The sequence below is a fragment of the Desulfovibrio piger ATCC 29098 genome, assembly GCF_000156375.1.
Taxonomy (GTDB): Bacteria; Desulfobacterota; Desulfovibrionia; order Desulfovibrionales; family Desulfovibrionaceae; genus Desulfovibrio; species Desulfovibrio piger.
The window spans coordinates 282,549-297,144 of the sequence record NZ_DS996355.1 but is presented as its reverse complement, the minus strand read 5'-3'; the positions used below and the strand labels follow the sequence as shown (position 1 = coordinate 297,144).

Annotated in this window: 18 protein-coding genes and 1 other RNA gene; 13 read left to right on the top strand and 6 right to left on the bottom strand. The window is 53.0% G+C overall.

The window, feature by feature from the left end:
* Nucleotides 1-480 precede the first annotated feature (480 nt).
* The 6 genes from DESPIG_RS04745 to DESPIG_RS04735 all read right to left on the bottom strand — a co-directional run bounded on the left by DESPIG_RS04745 (nucleotide 481) and on the right by DESPIG_RS04735 (nucleotide 7,662).
* Entirely contained in the window at nucleotides 481-1,653 is a 1,173-nt protein-coding gene (locus DESPIG_RS04745) for a HipA domain-containing protein (RefSeq protein WP_006005651.1), read from the bottom strand.
* 477 nt (nucleotides 1,654-2,130) lie between these two features.
* A complete protein-coding gene (locus DESPIG_RS13645; RefSeq protein WP_147589081.1) occupies nucleotides 2,131-3,147 on the bottom strand; it encodes a hypothetical protein in 1,017 nt (338 codons plus the stop codon).
* A gap of 909 nt (nucleotides 3,148-4,056) precedes the next feature.
* Nucleotides 4,057-5,427 carry an AAA family ATPase gene (locus tag DESPIG_RS04740; RefSeq protein ID WP_040369277.1) on the bottom strand — a complete coding sequence of 457 codons (1,371 nt, stop codon included), beginning with the start codon at nucleotides 5,425-5,427 and terminating at the stop codon, nucleotides 4,057-4,059.
* A gap of 240 nt (nucleotides 5,428-5,667) precedes the next feature.
* Nucleotides 5,668-6,198 carry a hypothetical protein gene (locus DESPIG_RS13640; protein WP_006005643.1) on the bottom strand — a complete coding sequence of 177 codons (531 nt, stop codon included), beginning with the start codon at nucleotides 6,196-6,198 and terminating at the stop codon, nucleotides 5,668-5,670.
* A 250-nt stretch (nucleotides 6,199-6,448) separates the two neighbouring features.
* The gene (locus DESPIG_RS13155; protein ID WP_081446820.1) at nucleotides 6,449-6,670 is read right to left on the bottom strand and encodes a helix-turn-helix domain-containing protein; all 222 of its coding nucleotides are present in this window, start codon (nucleotides 6,668-6,670) and stop codon (nucleotides 6,449-6,451) included.
* A 332-nt stretch (nucleotides 6,671-7,002) separates the two neighbouring features.
* Nucleotides 7,003-7,662 (bottom strand): XRE family transcriptional regulator, encoded by a 660-nt coding sequence (locus DESPIG_RS04735; protein ID WP_040369275.1) that lies wholly within the window; start codon nucleotides 7,660-7,662, stop codon nucleotides 7,003-7,005.
* Nucleotides 7,663-7,949: 287 nt separating this feature from the next.
* Here DESPIG_RS04735 and DESPIG_RS04730 point away from each other — a divergent pair, with 287 nt between their 5' ends.
* From DESPIG_RS04730 to DESPIG_RS13150, 13 genes are all read left to right on the top strand, one after another.
* Nucleotides 7,950-8,294 (top strand): hypothetical protein, encoded by a 345-nt coding sequence (locus tag DESPIG_RS04730; protein WP_040369274.1) that lies wholly within the window; start codon nucleotides 7,950-7,952, stop codon nucleotides 8,292-8,294.
* A gap of 67 nt (nucleotides 8,295-8,361) precedes the next feature.
* Nucleotides 8,362-8,787 (top strand): hypothetical protein, encoded by a 426-nt coding sequence (locus DESPIG_RS04725; RefSeq protein WP_040369273.1) that lies wholly within the window; start codon nucleotides 8,362-8,364, stop codon nucleotides 8,785-8,787.
* Nucleotides 8,784-9,032, top strand: a complete 249-nt coding sequence (locus DESPIG_RS04720; protein ID WP_006005634.1) for a helix-turn-helix domain-containing protein — start codon at nucleotides 8,784-8,786, stop codon at nucleotides 9,030-9,032. The genes DESPIG_RS04725 and DESPIG_RS04720 overlap by 4 nt, the downstream gene beginning before the upstream one ends.
* Nucleotides 9,033-9,046: 14 nt before the next feature.
* Nucleotides 9,047-11,140 carry a Mu transposase C-terminal domain-containing protein gene (locus tag DESPIG_RS04715; protein WP_006005632.1) on the top strand — a complete coding sequence of 698 codons (2,094 nt, stop codon included), beginning with the start codon at nucleotides 9,047-9,049 and terminating at the stop codon, nucleotides 11,138-11,140.
* A 118-nt stretch (nucleotides 11,141-11,258) separates the two neighbouring features.
* Nucleotides 11,259-11,996: an AAA family ATPase gene (locus DESPIG_RS04710; protein ID WP_006005629.1), complete on the top strand. Its 738-nt coding sequence runs from the start codon at nucleotides 11,259-11,261 to the stop codon at nucleotides 11,994-11,996.
* Between the two features lie 3 nt (nucleotides 11,997-11,999).
* The gene (locus tag DESPIG_RS04705; protein WP_006005626.1) at nucleotides 12,000-12,539 is read left to right on the top strand and encodes a hypothetical protein; all 540 of its coding nucleotides are present in this window, start codon (nucleotides 12,000-12,002) and stop codon (nucleotides 12,537-12,539) included.
* Complete coding sequence (locus DESPIG_RS04700) at nucleotides 12,532-12,849, top strand: hypothetical protein (protein ID WP_006005625.1); 318 nt, start codon at nucleotides 12,532-12,534, stop codon at nucleotides 12,847-12,849. Before DESPIG_RS04705 ends, DESPIG_RS04700 begins: the two co-directional genes overlap by 8 nt.
* On the top strand, nucleotides 12,843-13,067 hold the full coding sequence (locus tag DESPIG_RS04695) for a hypothetical protein (protein WP_006005623.1): 225 nt from the start codon (nucleotides 12,843-12,845) through the stop codon (nucleotides 13,065-13,067). Before DESPIG_RS04700 ends, DESPIG_RS04695 begins: the two co-directional genes overlap by 7 nt.
* Before the next feature lie 15 nt (nucleotides 13,068-13,082).
* On the top strand, nucleotides 13,083-13,697 hold the full coding sequence (locus tag DESPIG_RS14340) for a DUF3164 family protein (protein ID WP_006005621.1): 615 nt from the start codon (nucleotides 13,083-13,085) through the stop codon (nucleotides 13,695-13,697).
* 11 nt (nucleotides 13,698-13,708) lie between these two features.
* Nucleotides 13,709-14,002: an HU family DNA-binding protein gene (locus tag DESPIG_RS14335; protein WP_006005619.1), complete on the top strand. Its 294-nt coding sequence runs from the start codon at nucleotides 13,709-13,711 to the stop codon at nucleotides 14,000-14,002.
* Nucleotides 14,003-14,004: 2 nt separating this feature from the next.
* Nucleotides 14,005-14,325 (top strand): hypothetical protein, encoded by a 321-nt coding sequence (locus tag DESPIG_RS04680; RefSeq protein ID WP_006005617.1) that lies wholly within the window; start codon nucleotides 14,005-14,007, stop codon nucleotides 14,323-14,325.
* Nucleotides 14,322-14,525 (top strand): hypothetical protein, encoded by a 204-nt coding sequence (locus tag DESPIG_RS04675; RefSeq protein ID WP_006005615.1) that lies wholly within the window; start codon nucleotides 14,322-14,324, stop codon nucleotides 14,523-14,525. Before DESPIG_RS04680 ends, DESPIG_RS04675 begins: the two co-directional genes overlap by 4 nt.
* Nucleotides 14,526-14,591: hammerhead ribozyme type II (locus DESPIG_RS13150), an RNA gene on the top strand.
* The last annotated feature ends 5 nt before the right edge of the window (nucleotides 14,592-14,596 follow it).

Below are 14,596 nucleotides of genomic sequence, written 5' to 3'. Positions count from 1 at the left end.
TATATAAAGTTACTATTTTAATATATTATATTAGTATTACATACCCCCTATATGGTTGAGTGTGACAAACCTTAAGAACAGAGACCATGAAGAGTAAAACTTCATATTATGTATGTCCGAATTATTTTATACATAAAAAAAGAGCATAGCTTAATACTATGCTCTTTTTTATTCTTATTTGACGAAAACTATATCACAAAAGTAACGCTCTTATATAAACAGAGATCCTTTAAAGCTTACCTATGCACCATAGCTGACTAGCAGTTTGAGGAGAGGAGACAGCATTTTTTATCCGATTTTTCCGCTAAAAATTCGCTCTACACCATTTTTTCCCTGATCGAGAGAAGATTTCCATAGTTTGAACTGTCTCTTTGGATCATAAAGAGCTTCTATGGAATCCTTGTAACGCTACTTGCATGTCTGCTTCTGAAGGACATTATTCTAATACAAACCTCAAAGGTTTTCTCATTCTCTATTCGTCTACCAGAAGCTCAGTTCACTCTCGCTATGAGTCTCCCCTTCAAGTAGCAGTGATGCCCTCTTCTGTACGGCAATTTCAATATACTTCAAACGCTTTGAAGAAAGGTTATAACGAGGATGTTTCTTCAGCTTAAAGTTTAGGAGATGCCGTAATCCTTCACGATGTCTTGACTTCATACAAGACTTAGCTACAGAGAAAAAGTTGCTGTAACACACTGGTGCTTGGACATCAGCAAAATTAATAAAAACATCCTTACTCTCTATTTCTATGGGAGAGGCAAAATTAAATAGTGAGTTCCCGTGATCAAACAATGGCGCAGGAGCTTTGAGAGTATTCGTTGCAGCATCCACAAGGAAACCAAAGTTTCCAAAGTGGCGATCAGTATTGGCAATGACAGCATCAAAGACGAACATATCCTCCAGCATGTCCCTATACTTAGAATCAAGCGTTCCATAGTAATCGATGACTGCCTGCATTCCTCCTTGCTTCACAATATTGCCCACAGGAACAAATGAAATATCCTTGCTGGTGAAAATTTCACACTTTGAACAAAGTCTCGATTTCCATTTGGCGATATTATACTCGATTGCATTCACACCGAGTATCTGGGCAATCTGCCATGCATAGTATTCTGAATAGGGCTCATTTCCTGTATTTGATGCCCCTACAGTACCACCTTTATAAAGGTATATTTTGCCAGATTGCCTGCGCCAGCACTTCGGAAGCATACCGTTCGTTGTAAATTCAGGACTCGATACTACAGATGTACGAACAGAGCTGCCATAGCCGGTAAAAGCAATATTGGCTAACAACTCGCTGAATTTATTGTCGTAAAGATTGCACTGGCCAAAGGTTTTGGAATCCCCTTCCCGTACAACCCAGTAGCTGTCGTTGAGAGAAAGCCCCTTGCTGACATCTATGATGCCCATTGTGCTATTCGCAGATAGACCGGTCTTTGCCAGAAACGAATGGATGTACGCTCTGTTCCTGGGAATCTTTCTGTGCTTCAGCCAACGGGCAAGGCCCTTATCCGACACTTCCATTCCAAGCGGCATGAGTGACAGAGCATCCTGATCTATGTGCGTTATGGAGATCTCAGGAATATCACCGGTATCCTTAGCGGAAAATCGAATCAGCTCCCTGTCGAAGAGCTTCAAGATATAATCAGCCATGCCTGCTCCGTTTTGGGCTACTCGCTTGCTTACCTGAAATTTTTTCCATGCGTCGGGCTGGGTGCAGATGCGAACAAAACACCTTTCTCCTCTCCGTCACCTGGATGAGGAAGCTCCGTGAACCATCCTAAAAATTAGGGGATACCACAAAATCCTACACTCTCTATGCCTCGGACATACCACGTTTTCCTTAAATCAAAAAGCGTGCTATTCCTCCCTCAATGCAATGGTTTTGTAGAATCCATTTCCAGGCATAGCCATTTTCTTTCCCGAATGTTCACCTCGAAAAATTTCTAGCAGGACACAAGATTTGAATAAATATATTATGTATTTTCAAATAGATGAATATAAAATATGAATCCCTCCCCCTCACAAAGTTGTGCTCACGAAAATTAAAAAAAGTCCACGCGGCCTTGAGCTGTTTCATATATTCAGCAGCATCCATCGTAAAAAAACGGAGGATTCTCGCCTGAATCATCAAGAGAATAGTGTAATATTCAATACAGAAAATACAAAAAAATATATAAGCACAAAAACCTTTATATTACTTACATAAAATTTTTTAATAGATACTGGATCCTTACCGTAGACTTCGCAGTATTTTTTATGGACAGAGCCAAACGGAACGCACCATAACATCAACTGTATACAGTATATAGATGCCAAAGAAAACTCACCTAAAAACTCCTGGATAAACATTATACACAGTCCAAATCCCCCAAGATGATTAGCCAGCCAATTAAAAAATACATCGAAAAAGACAACAATTCTTTTGATGAATATAATAAAAGACGATTTTTTAGGTAGCGTACACGCAGCAGTGCTAACATCTCCGAATGTTGTATAGTACGGATTGTACTTTCTTTTACCATCTTCAAGATCAGAATACCGTTTATAAACTTTTATATCGGAATATATTCCATAAAAAGGTATTACATTTGAAAGAATAGAAGAAAAACCTAAATCTCTTATAGTTTCATAAATAAGCGATTTTTCTTTCTCACTAAAGGATTCATTTATCTTATAAAAACTTGAAACAGATATACATGAGACAATCAAGGCACTTATACAGGCAATGGAAATTATTGATTTTTGAATAGCTTTTGACCGTTTTCCCCACTCTTTATAAAATTTGTGACATACCATTGTAGATACAAACAAAATAATTGGAAGACAAGCCGCCACACGCCAATCATCAACAACATTGCATGAATACAAAGAAATATTTACACAGTAAAAAATAGCAGTAACACTTGATACACAGGCTAAAGCAATAATTTTTATCGTGCTAAAAAATCTTACCTTCGTTAAAGATGAATAACAGATTGCGCGCACCTCTGAATAGTGCCGATACATCATAAATATAGATATCGAAACAAGACTTATATACAAACTCATTATAAAAATATTTATCGAGAAAAAGTCACTATTCATTAGAATATAATTAAATATATATACAGCTATGACATAAAGCAATCCATACAAGTAGTTCACTATATCCTCCATTATTACATAAAATATACTAGGCTCTACACCAGCAATAGTGAGAGATATTTCTTAACTCCCCCAAAACTCTACCTTCCCTCGGAGGGGATTACGCTTTTCCCCTTCTTCCCTGTACAAAGTTTGAGGGATCTCCGTATCCCTAGCGGAAAGCTAAATCACCCCTTCTCAAAGAGCTTCAAGATATAATCAGCCATGTCTGCGCCGTTTCAGACTACTCGCTTGCCTACCTGAAATTTTTTCCATGTGTCGAGCTGGGTGCAGATGCGAACAAAATACCTTTCTCCTCTCCGTCTCCTGGATGAGGAAGCTCCGTGAACCATCCCCCCAATTAGGGGATACCACAAATCCTGCACACTCTATGCCTCGGGCATACCACGTTTTCCTTAAATCAAAAAGCGTGCTATTCCTCCCTCAATGCAATGGTGTTGCAAGTCCCGTTTTAGCAATATTTCTCTCGTGCTCCTCCGGAGGAGTCTGGTTAGTGTTGGTTGAGGGAGTAGAGAGAATCCAGGAAAGCACATGGCCAGGAAAAGTCGCTATCCTCCCAAGGCATCGGAAGGGTAAAAGACCAGCCTATCTCAGCAGCAGATGGAATACAGGAGCACCAGGCGAAGAGGAGTTTCAGAAGTGTCCTTTACAGAAAATTATTTCTCCCCAGGCATACTAGATTATCATATTGAAATATATCATCTTTTTTAGAAAATAGAAAATTATTCGCTTGATTTACGACGCATTGGGCACGCAAACGAAGCGTAAACGGAGACAGCATCTCCAAATTTTCGCCACAGTTCGGCCTCATTCAGGCGAAATTGGTACGGAAGAAACCAGAAAACCCCCTTGGGGGCTCTAACCTCCCAAGGGGGTTTTATAGCTCAACTGCGCTGTTTCCCAGTGGGGTTAGCGGGTAATCGGGGTATAGTAGGTCCCCTTGCCTTGACCGCACTTTGCCAGTCTTTTCTCTGAAACCAGCTTGCTGAGGCACTGAATCGTTTTGCTCTTGCTCAGTCCTGTGACATCCTCGATCTCCTGCCTGCTCACGGATATCCCTTCTTCAACTGCCTTCAGCACCTTGTTGGCATCAGGGGAAAGAGAGGCATCCTTGCCCATCTCCTGCTGAGTTTTGACTACCTGCTCACGGGAATTGGGAGTGCTTTCCGTATCAGGGTTTATCGGCTGCTCGAAGTGCCCAGGAGCTCTTTTTTCCCATGTGCCTGCAAGCAGCTCAAAGCGCTGTGTGTTCTCATCATGTTCCAGCATCAGAGTAGGATGCCATGCCCCCTGCTTCCATTTTTTCACGGACAACTGGACCACAGCATTTCCTTTTTGAAGAGCCTGCCTTACTGGATTCGAGAAACAGTCGTCAACATTCTCCAGGTCGCCTTCACCGACAGTCTTGACGTAGAAAATCGTCTTGCACAGATTTTCCAGCGTGTTGTCTCCACGAGCTTGCCCTGTTTTGTTGGCATGGTGGACGAGCAGCATCGCAATCCCCAGTTTCTTCAGCTCTTCGGCAAAGTCAGTGTAAAATCCTGTTCCTCCATGTGTCGCCTCAGGAATTAGCGAGCTGACGTTGTCGATAATGACGATATCAACGTTCTGCCTGCGTAAGTCCTCAAAGATTTTCTCCTTGTTCTTGAGGAGGTTCATATGGGCTTTCTGGAACAGGAGATTTTCGAGAGAGGAGTTTTCTCCGACCCTGGCAATGATTTCGCACAGTGCCTCTTCATCGTTTTCTCCATCATAGTAGGCTACCCTGTGTTTCCCCATTGTGCTGAGGCCAAACACCTCATGTCCTCCAGCAAGCCCACAGGCGATCTTGGCCGTAACGTGAGATTTGTAGGAATTGGTTGGCCCCCACAGCATGACATACGACGACTGAGAAAACAGCCTCTCCCAAGACAGTGGCTGTTTAGGCATCATCTGTCTCGTAGCCATTATTTCGCTCATAGAGGCCAAGCAGAGTTCCCCAGAAGCCCCTCCGGGAGCTACCTCAGGTGTGGTGATGGCCTTTCTCCATTTCTTGTACTCATCTACGGAGAGAGCCTCCCTCTCGATTTTCTTCAGCAGCAGGGCTGGATCTTCCAAATTTGAAAAGTAGTCGTTCTTTTCAGCTCTTGCGTACATGATGCTGTTACTGTGGAAATCCTCTCTTGAATAGGGCAATTCTGTAATGAGCCAAGGGTAAATATACAAGTAAGTTGAGTCCTCAAGTACCTTGATGATATTTTTCAACCCATCAAGACGCTCATCTTCATGAGAAGCAACCAAAACAACTTTCTTCCCGCGCAGAATATTTTTCAGATCTACATCCTCATAGTGCCTGTCATCGAATATACCAGAGACTATACATTTACCGTCATCGAGTAACTTATATTTTTTATCAATGAGGCACCATTCTAACGCAACTTCACTAGAAGCAAAAAATATGATTGTCTGAGTATCATTTTTTTCAATCTTTTCTTTATTGAGGCAGGTTGCTGGTAGAGGAAGTAGACCTATAACTTGCCTTTATAATGCATGCATTGCTGGAATCCACAAGCGCTTTATACTATTTTCACTTTTATATTCATACTTAACATAGTATATTTTTATTTTTCCAAATATAGTATCTTCGATCTCATCAGAATACTGCATTAGTTTATTTTTATATTCAAAACAGCCTATCTTTTTAAGGCTATAAGGTTTGTATCGATATGCATCATAATTCCTAGTTAAGATGTCATCGATTACAGCAGTTCCTTTTATTTTATGAACATCGAATATTGAGGAACTGCTAATCCCCATTGACTTAAGTGCTTCAAGTAATGCTTGATACAATTCACATTCATAATAAGCCATACAGTTATTGTAGAAATTTTTTTCCTTATCATAACCATTCATGTAATGCACATAGGAAAAAGCATTTTTACGCCAATAGGTTATATCATCAAAAACAGTACGATACGGATTGCAAGTAGACTCAATATGTCTTGCGGAATCTAGAATAAATTCCTTTAAAAAGGCAAACTTCAGAAACTCATAATCCTTATCACGCAGCATTGTATTCTCCTATAGGTAACTATAATTTATTTCTTACTAAAACAGTTCCTTGAAATCCCTATTCAATTTTTAAAGAGCAGCAGTCAGGACTCAATCCGTGCTAAAGAGTGAAAGGGGAAAAATTTCTTACGATATATGTAGGATAGCTATCCAGAGACTCGAGTGGTGGGTTAAGGGGGGTACAGATCTCTCATGATGGTTTCTCCTTCGCTGGGCTAGTTCACCGTTCACGACTCAGGGGGATCTACAACTATGGATTTCCAGTTGCAGGAAAAATTTTGTGCTCCGTCATGAATGCCTCGACATCAGCTAGGGCATAGCGAACAGATTTCCCAAATTTCGTGTAGGGTAAACCACACCTCTTAAAACGGTGGGCACGGAGTGTCGAAAGGCTCATTGCCGTCAAAACACTTACCTGCTTCTCGGTCAGCCACTTTTGCGCAATTTGTTCGGTATCCACTTCATCTCTCACCTTAGGACTCCTTCAGGCTAAGAACCTTTTTCCTGATGACTACTTGTACTGAATGTACCCAAAATGACCAGACTCCCTTTTGATGAAAAAGGGAGTCTGGTGGAAATGAGGCAGACCAGGTGCTCTAGGGAGATAGCGAGAAACGTAGAAGGACTAGGGGAGCGATAATATTGGCAGTGGGGACCAAGGCCGTCACCTGGGCGTAAGGCCGCGAAGGTCAAGGAGTTTCGGGCGCAGAGGCCCAAAAACGAAAACGCGCGAACGTGCATCATTTTTTGCACACGTTCGCGCGTTTTTTGCGCTTTTATTGGCAGCTGGCGAACAGCTTTCTATCAGTATTCCCGGCCGCTCCAGAGAACTTGCCCGATGACGCGGAAGGCGTCGCGCTGCTGATCGCGGATATCCAGCTCCACAGGCGGATATGCCGGATTGGCGCTTTTCAGGATGACCTTGCCAGGCAGCATGTCCACCCGTTTGAGGTAGATCGCCTCCTCGAACCCCACCGCATAGATACGGCCAGGAAGAATGTCCGTCTTCGACTGGTCCAGCAATACTACATCATTGTTCAATATCTCCGGCTGCATGGAATCACCGGACACCCGCATGAGCACCATGTTGTCCGGGTTCCCCTTCCTGTGCAGGAAGTCCGAACGGAAAGCATAGGATCGCTCACTGTTGCCGTCTGTTTGCAGGCTTCCCTGCCCCGCAGAAAGCCGGGCCTCAACCATCGGGATCATAATCAGATCAACATCACAGCTAGATTGAGCGGGAGAATGCCCCATGCTTTCTTGTTTGTCTCCCGTCCCAAAAAGAAGCCATTCGACATTTATTTCAAAACGAGAGCAAACTTGCTTGATAAAATCAAAACGGGGCTCATTCCTTCCCCTTTCGTAATTTCCCAATGTTACTTGCGGAATGCCGAAAAGGGCCGCAAATTCGGCTTGTGTCAGCCCTCCCCGTACTTTTTTTAACCGTTCGCCAAAGCTACTCATAGGTAAAACTTTCTCTTAAGAACTTTTACCCCACGACTTGCCATCCCTGTTTCTATAACCCATTAGGAAATAATAATATTTCATAAAGAAGTAAAACTAAGAAGTTTTACCTTCATTTTGGGTTGACTTTTCTTTCAAAAAGAAAGAAAAAAGGGGCGTGGGAAGTTATATTTGCACGCACAAATGAAACTAACGCCCTGCGGGCTCCCGGTCAACGTCTCGGTGGACGTTGAAAATGGACCGAAGCATCAACCTCAAGCCACGTCATGGACGGAAAAGGAAATGCCATGAGCGCAATCAGCTCCACGGACCTGCTGTCCGACCACCCCCTCAGCCATTGTCCTGACCATATTTCCTCGCCCTTCGGCCTTTTCTACACCCACGCCAGCCGCGTGCAGAAGTTTTTTGACAGCGCCCGCGAAGAGCTGAGGGCCTACTTCGGGGACTATGACTACACCATCATGCAGGTCCCCGGCGCGCCTCGGAGCGGCAAGTACGAGATTCACGCCCACTTCGACCTGCGCGGCGAGCGACGCTTCTTCGTAGACGGGCGCGGCAGCACGCCTGCGGAGGCCCTGCTTTCGGTCAACCAGATGCGGCAATTCCTCCGCAAGCTGGCCATCCTTGCCTGAGCTGATTTCCCACCGGCGGCCAGTGACGCGCTGGCTGCCGGAAACGAAAACGGACCACGAGGACAGCATGAAACAAGCATCACTTTTTGACGGTTACGCCTCGCTGGCGGGGGCCATTCCGGCCATCAAGGCCGCCATGCGTGAGGCCGCTAAAGCCCCGGGCTGTGACGGCCGTAAGGCGCTGCCGGACATGATGAATGAGCTGGCCGTGCTGGCGGGCGTGAAGCTGACCAAGGGGAACGCGGCGGCCTTCGGCAAGGCGACGCTGGACAAGATGCTCTCGCCCTCGGATTCCTCGCACCCGCCGTCCATCCTGGCGCTGCTGGCCTTCTGCGCGGCGGCGCGCAACGCGGAGCCGCTGCGAGTCATGCTGCGCTGCGTAGGCATGGACATCATGACCGAGGAAGACCGCAAGCTGGCAGAATACGCCCGCACCCTGATCCAGCAAAAGAAGATGAAAAGACAGCTGCGTAAGCTGGAGGACGAGCTATGAGCCTGACCTATGCCCAAAAGATGGCCCTGGGGGCCAAACGAGCCACCTACCGCCGCCGTTTGCAGGAAGTGCTGGACGCGCAGGGCCTGAGCGGCGCGGCACTGGCCCGGCAGCTGGGCATCTCTAGTGTGGCTGTCTACCGGACGCTGTCGGGGCAACTGCACAGCCCCAAGGTGCTGGACTGGCTGCGTACCCACGGCGCGCCGGAAAAATACCTGTGTGACCCCAGAACCTCTGATAACTAACAGGGACATACCACGTGAACACCATTGCCACCACATACAGCACGCAGGAGCTGGCACACTATTTAGGGATTACCGTTAAAAGTGTGCATATTCGCGCCAAGCGTGAGGGCTGGCAGGCCCTGCCCCGTGCTGGCCGGGGCGGCGGCAAGTTGTGGGTGGTGTCCTCCATGCCTGCGGAGATACGGGACAGGTTGGCCTCGGCGCTGCTGCGCCAACCTGCTGCCATCATAGAGGAAAGCGCGGCTTGCGCTTCTATTGGCAGCAATATTTGTGCCCCTATTGGCACCGCCGGGAACGGTCCGGCCCTCTCCGACCGGGAACGTGCCATCGTGACGGCCCGTCTGGCCTTCTGCCGCGAGCTGGACCGCATCGCGCCTCTGGTAGGCAAAAAGGCCGCCGTGGCGCACCTAGTCACGTCGTCCCGGATGGGCGAGCTGTCGCCCGTCCTCACGGAACAGCTGGCTGTGGCCTTTGCCCGCCGACGTGGTGACAGCCTGACCACGCGCACGCTTTATCGCTGGTATGCCGATTATCTGGCTGGCGGCGAGGCGGCCCTTGCGCCCAAGCGCACGGCAGCCAAGGCCCCCGCGTGGGCCTCCGAATTTCTTTTCCATTACCAGAAACCGCAGCACCCCACCGTGGCGCTGGCCCATGCCGAGCTGTGCCGGGCCATGCGCCAGCGCGGCGAACTGCCACCCAGCGTCCATGCCTGCCGCCGCCTGCTGGCCAAGATGAGCCAGCCTGAGCGCGAAGCCGGACGGGCCACGGGCAATGCCCTGTTGAAGCTGCGTCCCTACCAGCGCCGCGACACCTCTGAGCTGTGGCCCACCGATGTTTATACGGCGGACGGCACCACCTTTGACGCGGAGGTGCTGCACCCTGACCACGGCCAGCCCTTCAAGCCGGAAATCACGGCCATCCTGGACGTGGCCACGCGCCGCTGCGTGGGCATCTCCGTGGCCCTGTCCGAAAGCGCCCTGACCGTGCTGGACGCCCTGCGCATGGCCTGCTGTTACGGCGGCGTCCCGGCCCTGTTCTACAGCGATGGCGGGCCGGGCTACGTCAACCGTCTGTTGCTGGACGACCGCACGGGCATGATGACTCGTCTGGGGATCACGCCCACCAATGCCATACCGGGCCGCCCGCAGGGCAAGGGCCTTATGGAACGAGCGGTCAAGACGCTCTGGGTACGGGCGGCGCAGGGGCTGACCAGCTATACCGGCGCGCTCATGGACGGGGACGCGGCCCACCGCAATTTCAAGCTCTCGCGGGCCGCCCTCAAGACGGGCAAGCGGGCCGTGCTGCCTAGCTGGGAAGAGTTCAAGCGCCACATCCTGGCCCGTGTGGAGGAATACAACACCACGCCGCACCGGGGACTTCCCCGCTACCGGGACGCGCAGGGCCGCCTGCGCCACTACAGCCCGGAGGAATACTGGCAGACCTTCACGGCGCGGGGCTTCACACCGGTGCGCGTACCGCAGGGAATGGAGGCCGAGCTGTTCATGCCGGGCGCGCGCCGCGTCACCCGCAACGGCTGGCTGCAATTCTATTCCGGCCGCTACTACGCGCCTGAGCTGGCGGAGTTCCACGGGGAGGCCGTGGAAGTCCGGTACGACATCTGGGATGCCGGTCGCGTCTGGTGCTGGACGCTGGACGGACGGCCCATCTGCGAGGCCACGCTGGAAGGCAACTCGCGCCCCTATTTCGAGCAGAGCCGCGTGGAAGCCGCCCGCGAGAAGCGGGCACGGGCACAGGTCAAGCGGCTGGACGCCAAGCTGCAACGTGTGGCCCCCGGCGCGACCATCGTCCTGCCGGAAAGCAGGGACAACGGGCCGGACACGGCCACTACCGTCAGCTGTGCCGACAGCACGGCCCCGGCTCTGGCCCCGGCCGCCGCCGTGGAGACCATCACCATCACGGACGTGACGCCCACGCCGGAACCCGTACCGGTCCGGCCCCTCTTTGCCTGTACGCATGAGCGCTACCGCTGGCTCATGCACAACCCCGATGCCCGGACGGATGCCGACAGCGCCTGGCTGCGCGACTACCGCCGGGGCGAGGAATACGCCGATTTGAAAGACCTCTATGCCGCCGAGGGCATAGCCTAGAGCGGTCCGCAAGAAAGGGCCGCAGGTGGACGCGAGAGCGGACACCCGCGCCCAAGCAGGCGGGGAAACCGCGTTTTTCCCGCCATGCGCGGGCAGCGCAACCTATTGGGAGGATGGAATGAAAAAAGCCTTCGTCAAAACAGAAAACTACGCCCGTTTCGCCGCCGGTGTGAAAGCCGTGGAGCAGCGCGGGGCCGCCGAGGCGGGCATGATGCTGGTGCATGGCCAGCCGGGCTATGGCAAGTCGCACATCGTCTACCGCTGGGCCGAGGAAGCCGGGGCCGTGTATCTGCGCGCCAACGTGGACTGGACGCCCAAGTATTTTCTGGTGGAGCTGTGCAAGGCCCTGAACATCGACGGGCGCGGCACGGCGCAGGCCCTGTTCGAGCGCTGCCTGCGCGTGCTGGTGGAACGTCAGTGCCCCATCATCATCGACGAGGCCGAGTTCACCCTGTCGTCCAATGCCGCCGTGCTGGAAAAGGTGCGCGACTTCTCCGACCGGGCCGAGGTGACGGTCATCCTCATAGGCATGGAACAGATCCAGCGCTCCATTGCCCGGCACAAGCAGATCAGCAGCCGCATCGCGCAGGTGGTGGAGTTCGGCCCCTGCTCGGCGGCGGACGTGGCGCTGGCCTGCAAGCAGCTGTGCGACTACCAGCTCTCGCCCGGCATGACGGCCGAGGTGCTGCGCCTGTCCGGCGGACGCATGCGCGAAGTGCTGAACATCCTGGCCAATATCGAGCGCATCGCCGCCACCAACGGCCTTTCCGGCCAGCTGGACGTGCCGCAGTTCGCGGGCGTGGCGCTGACCCATGACTGGCAGAGCCGCACGGCCAAGACCGTGAAAGCGAGGTAGACCATGCAACTGGCCGAACGAATCCTGCGCGAGCTGACCACCGCTCCCCTGCTCACCCGGCAGCTGGCGGCAAAACTGGATGCCCGTACCCCCGGCGTCATGGTGGCCTGCCGCTGCCTGCGGCACAAGGGCCTGATCCACACGGAAAATGGCCTGCATGCACTGACCAGGGCCGGGAAAAATCTTCTGGCGGACGGTGGATTCATCCCCTGTCAACGCAAGGGGCGCAATGCCACCAGCGCCGGGCGCACCCTGCGGCAGCGCGCCTGGAGCGTCATGCGCATGGCCGACCATTTCACCGTGGACAGCCTGATGCAGACCGTGTGCGACGGCGACGAGGGCAATGCCGGGGAGAACCTGCGTAATTACTGCCGTGCCCTGTTCCGGGCGGGCATCCTGGGCCGGACGGCCCGCACCCGCGCCTATTTCTTGCGGGACGAGGCCAACACCGGCCCCCTGGCCCCGGCCTACAACCGGGCGGAAAAGTGCGTCACCGACCGCAATACGGGCAAGATCTTTCCGCTGGAGGCCGCCCATGCGTGAGGAAGCCCGCCATCTGCTGCACGAGGCCATAGCCGCCCACGGAGTGGCCGCCACGGCCCGCCGCCTGGGCGTGGCCAGGGCCAGTCTGTCCCTGCTCTACCATGACAAATATCCGGGCAGCACGGCCCGCATGGAGGAACGCATCCTGCGCGTGCTGGCCAGCCCCTGCCCGGTCTACGGCGGCCCCTGGGGGCAGGACATATGCGCCGGGCGGCGCGCCACCCCCATGCCCACATCCAACCCCTACGCGCTCCGCCAGTGGCGGGAGTGCCGGAACTGCCCAAATTTCACGGAGGAAACGACATGTTGAGTCAGGACATCGAATCGTGCGCCGCCAGCATCGACGTGCTGGCCGGGCAGGTCAGCGAGGAACAGCGGGCCTTCCTGCGTATGTTGCAGGAAAATCTGCGGGCGCATGCCGCGCAGGCCCGCCATCTGGAACAGGAACTGCTGCCGCCCGCAGGGGCCGGGGCGTTGCCGCGCTTCCATGTGCATGACCTGCCTAACACCCCCCATTTCCCCGGTTAAACAAGGAGAAACGACATGGAACAGATCACCATCCCCGACGGCTATTGGGAAGACGCGCGCGGCTGCCTGATCCCCGTGGAGCAGATCAAGGAAATCGACAAAGCCCGCGACGAGCTGGTGCGGGAAAAGGTGGCCAAGGTCAAGGCCATGCAGCGGGAGCTCAAGGCGCTCAAGCTGGAGCTGATGGGCGACATCGCCGCCTTCGTGGAACTGTCCGCCGAACGTTACGGCGCGAAGCTGGGCGGGGACAAGGGCAATATCACGCTCCAGTCTTTCGACGGCCGTTACCGCATCAAACGCCAGTACAATGAGAGCATCGGCTTCGACGAGGGGCTGCGGGCGGCCAAGGCCCTTATCGACGAATGCCTGGAGGAATGGAGCCGCGACAGCCCCTCCCCCTTGCGGGTCATCGTGGAGGCCGCTTTCCAGATCAACAAGGAAGGCCGCATCAACACCAACGCCATCCTGGGCCTGCGCCGCCACAAGATCGAAGACGACCGCTGGCAGCGGGCCATGCAGGCCATCGGCGACAGCCTGCAAATCCTGGACAGCAAAGCGTATGTGCGCGTGTACGAGCGCGACGCCCACGGCAAATATGTGGCCATTCCGCTGGATATGGCCGCTCTGTAGGAGGTGAAAACATGACGAAGGAAGATCTGGTCAGGAACGTGACGGAACGGAGCCGTATCCATCTGGGCCGCTCCCTGTGTCAGGCAGACGTGGAGGCCGTGCTTCAGGCCCTGAAGGACGTGACCGCCCAGGAACTGACGGCAGGCGGCGAGGTGCCCCTGCCCGGCCTGGGCAAGCTCAAAACAAAGGATCGCGCCGCCCGCATGGGACGCAATCCCCGCACCGGCGAGGCCGTGACCATCCCCGCCCGCCGGGTGGTGGTCTTCGCCCCCAGCGAAAAACTGGATCGCGACATAAGGGCCTAGCCATGAGCGGGGCCATATCCTTCTGGTGCAACGCCATAGCGTTGTCCGCGGTCGTCGTCGTTATCAACTGCCTGCTATCGTCCGTGTTCCACAAACCCCTGTTGTTCGGCATTGCCGCGACCCTAAGCGTTGCCGGTGCCTGCTGCGCTTCCTTCCTGCTGGGGGCTGTGGGCATCCTGTGGGCACTTGAACGGGGCGAGGCCGTCCACATCCCCGACGGCAAAGACGACGTGACCGTCACCCTTAAGCTGGGGGCCTTCACCTACAGCCGGACGATCCCCGTGGAGAAACGGCAGAGCGAAGACGTAAAGGATAGAAAATGAAAATAAAACTCACCGTAACGAATGTGCCGGACGATCTGGTGCCCGAGGCATTCAGCGGCCTGGAGATGGAAGAGCTCGGGGCCACGTCCGAGATCGTCGATCCCAAAGCGGTCATGACGGATAATGCCGTGTTCGGGCTCTGCGTCGCACTCCTGGCCGCCCGCCTGTGGCAACAGTGGGAGGCCCTGCGCAAGATCTAATCGCGAAACGCCCCCGCGTGGGGCGTCGTCCGGCGGCGGCGCGCCGGGCCTGATGAGCAGCCGAAGGAATA

Coding starts and splice junctions, on each gene's coding strand:
- DESPIG_RS04745 (WP_006005651.1), bottom strand. CDS start 1,653: ATGGCTGATTATATCTTGAAGCTCTTCGACAGGGAGCTGATTCGATTT.
- DESPIG_RS13640 (WP_006005643.1), bottom strand. CDS start 6,198: ATGCTGCGTGATAAGGATTATGAGTTTCTGAAGTTTGCCTTTTTAAAG.
- DESPIG_RS04735 (WP_040369275.1), bottom strand. CDS start 7,662: ATGAGTAGCTTTGGCGAACGGTTAAAAAAAGTACGGGGAGGGCTGACA.
- DESPIG_RS04730 (WP_040369274.1), top strand. CDS start 7,950: ATGAGCGCAATCAGCTCCACGGACCTGCTGTCCGACCACCCCCTCAGC.
- DESPIG_RS04725 (WP_040369273.1), top strand. CDS start 8,362: ATGAAACAAGCATCACTTTTTGACGGTTACGCCTCGCTGGCGGGGGCC.
- DESPIG_RS04720 (WP_006005634.1), top strand. CDS start 8,784: ATGAGCCTGACCTATGCCCAAAAGATGGCCCTGGGGGCCAAACGAGCC.
- DESPIG_RS04710 (WP_006005629.1), top strand. CDS start 11,259: ATGAAAAAAGCCTTCGTCAAAACAGAAAACTACGCCCGTTTCGCCGCC.
- DESPIG_RS04705 (WP_006005626.1), top strand. CDS start 12,000: ATGCAACTGGCCGAACGAATCCTGCGCGAGCTGACCACCGCTCCCCTG.
- DESPIG_RS04700 (WP_006005625.1), top strand. CDS start 12,532: ATGCGTGAGGAAGCCCGCCATCTGCTGCACGAGGCCATAGCCGCCCAC.
- DESPIG_RS04695 (WP_006005623.1), top strand. CDS start 12,843: ATGTTGAGTCAGGACATCGAATCGTGCGCCGCCAGCATCGACGTGCTG.
- DESPIG_RS14340 (WP_006005621.1), top strand. CDS start 13,083: ATGGAACAGATCACCATCCCCGACGGCTATTGGGAAGACGCGCGCGGC.
- DESPIG_RS14335 (WP_006005619.1), top strand. CDS start 13,709: ATGACGAAGGAAGATCTGGTCAGGAACGTGACGGAACGGAGCCGTATC.
- DESPIG_RS04680 (WP_006005617.1), top strand. CDS start 14,005: ATGAGCGGGGCCATATCCTTCTGGTGCAACGCCATAGCGTTGTCCGCG.
- DESPIG_RS04675 (WP_006005615.1), top strand. CDS start 14,322: ATGAAAATAAAACTCACCGTAACGAATGTGCCGGACGATCTGGTGCCC.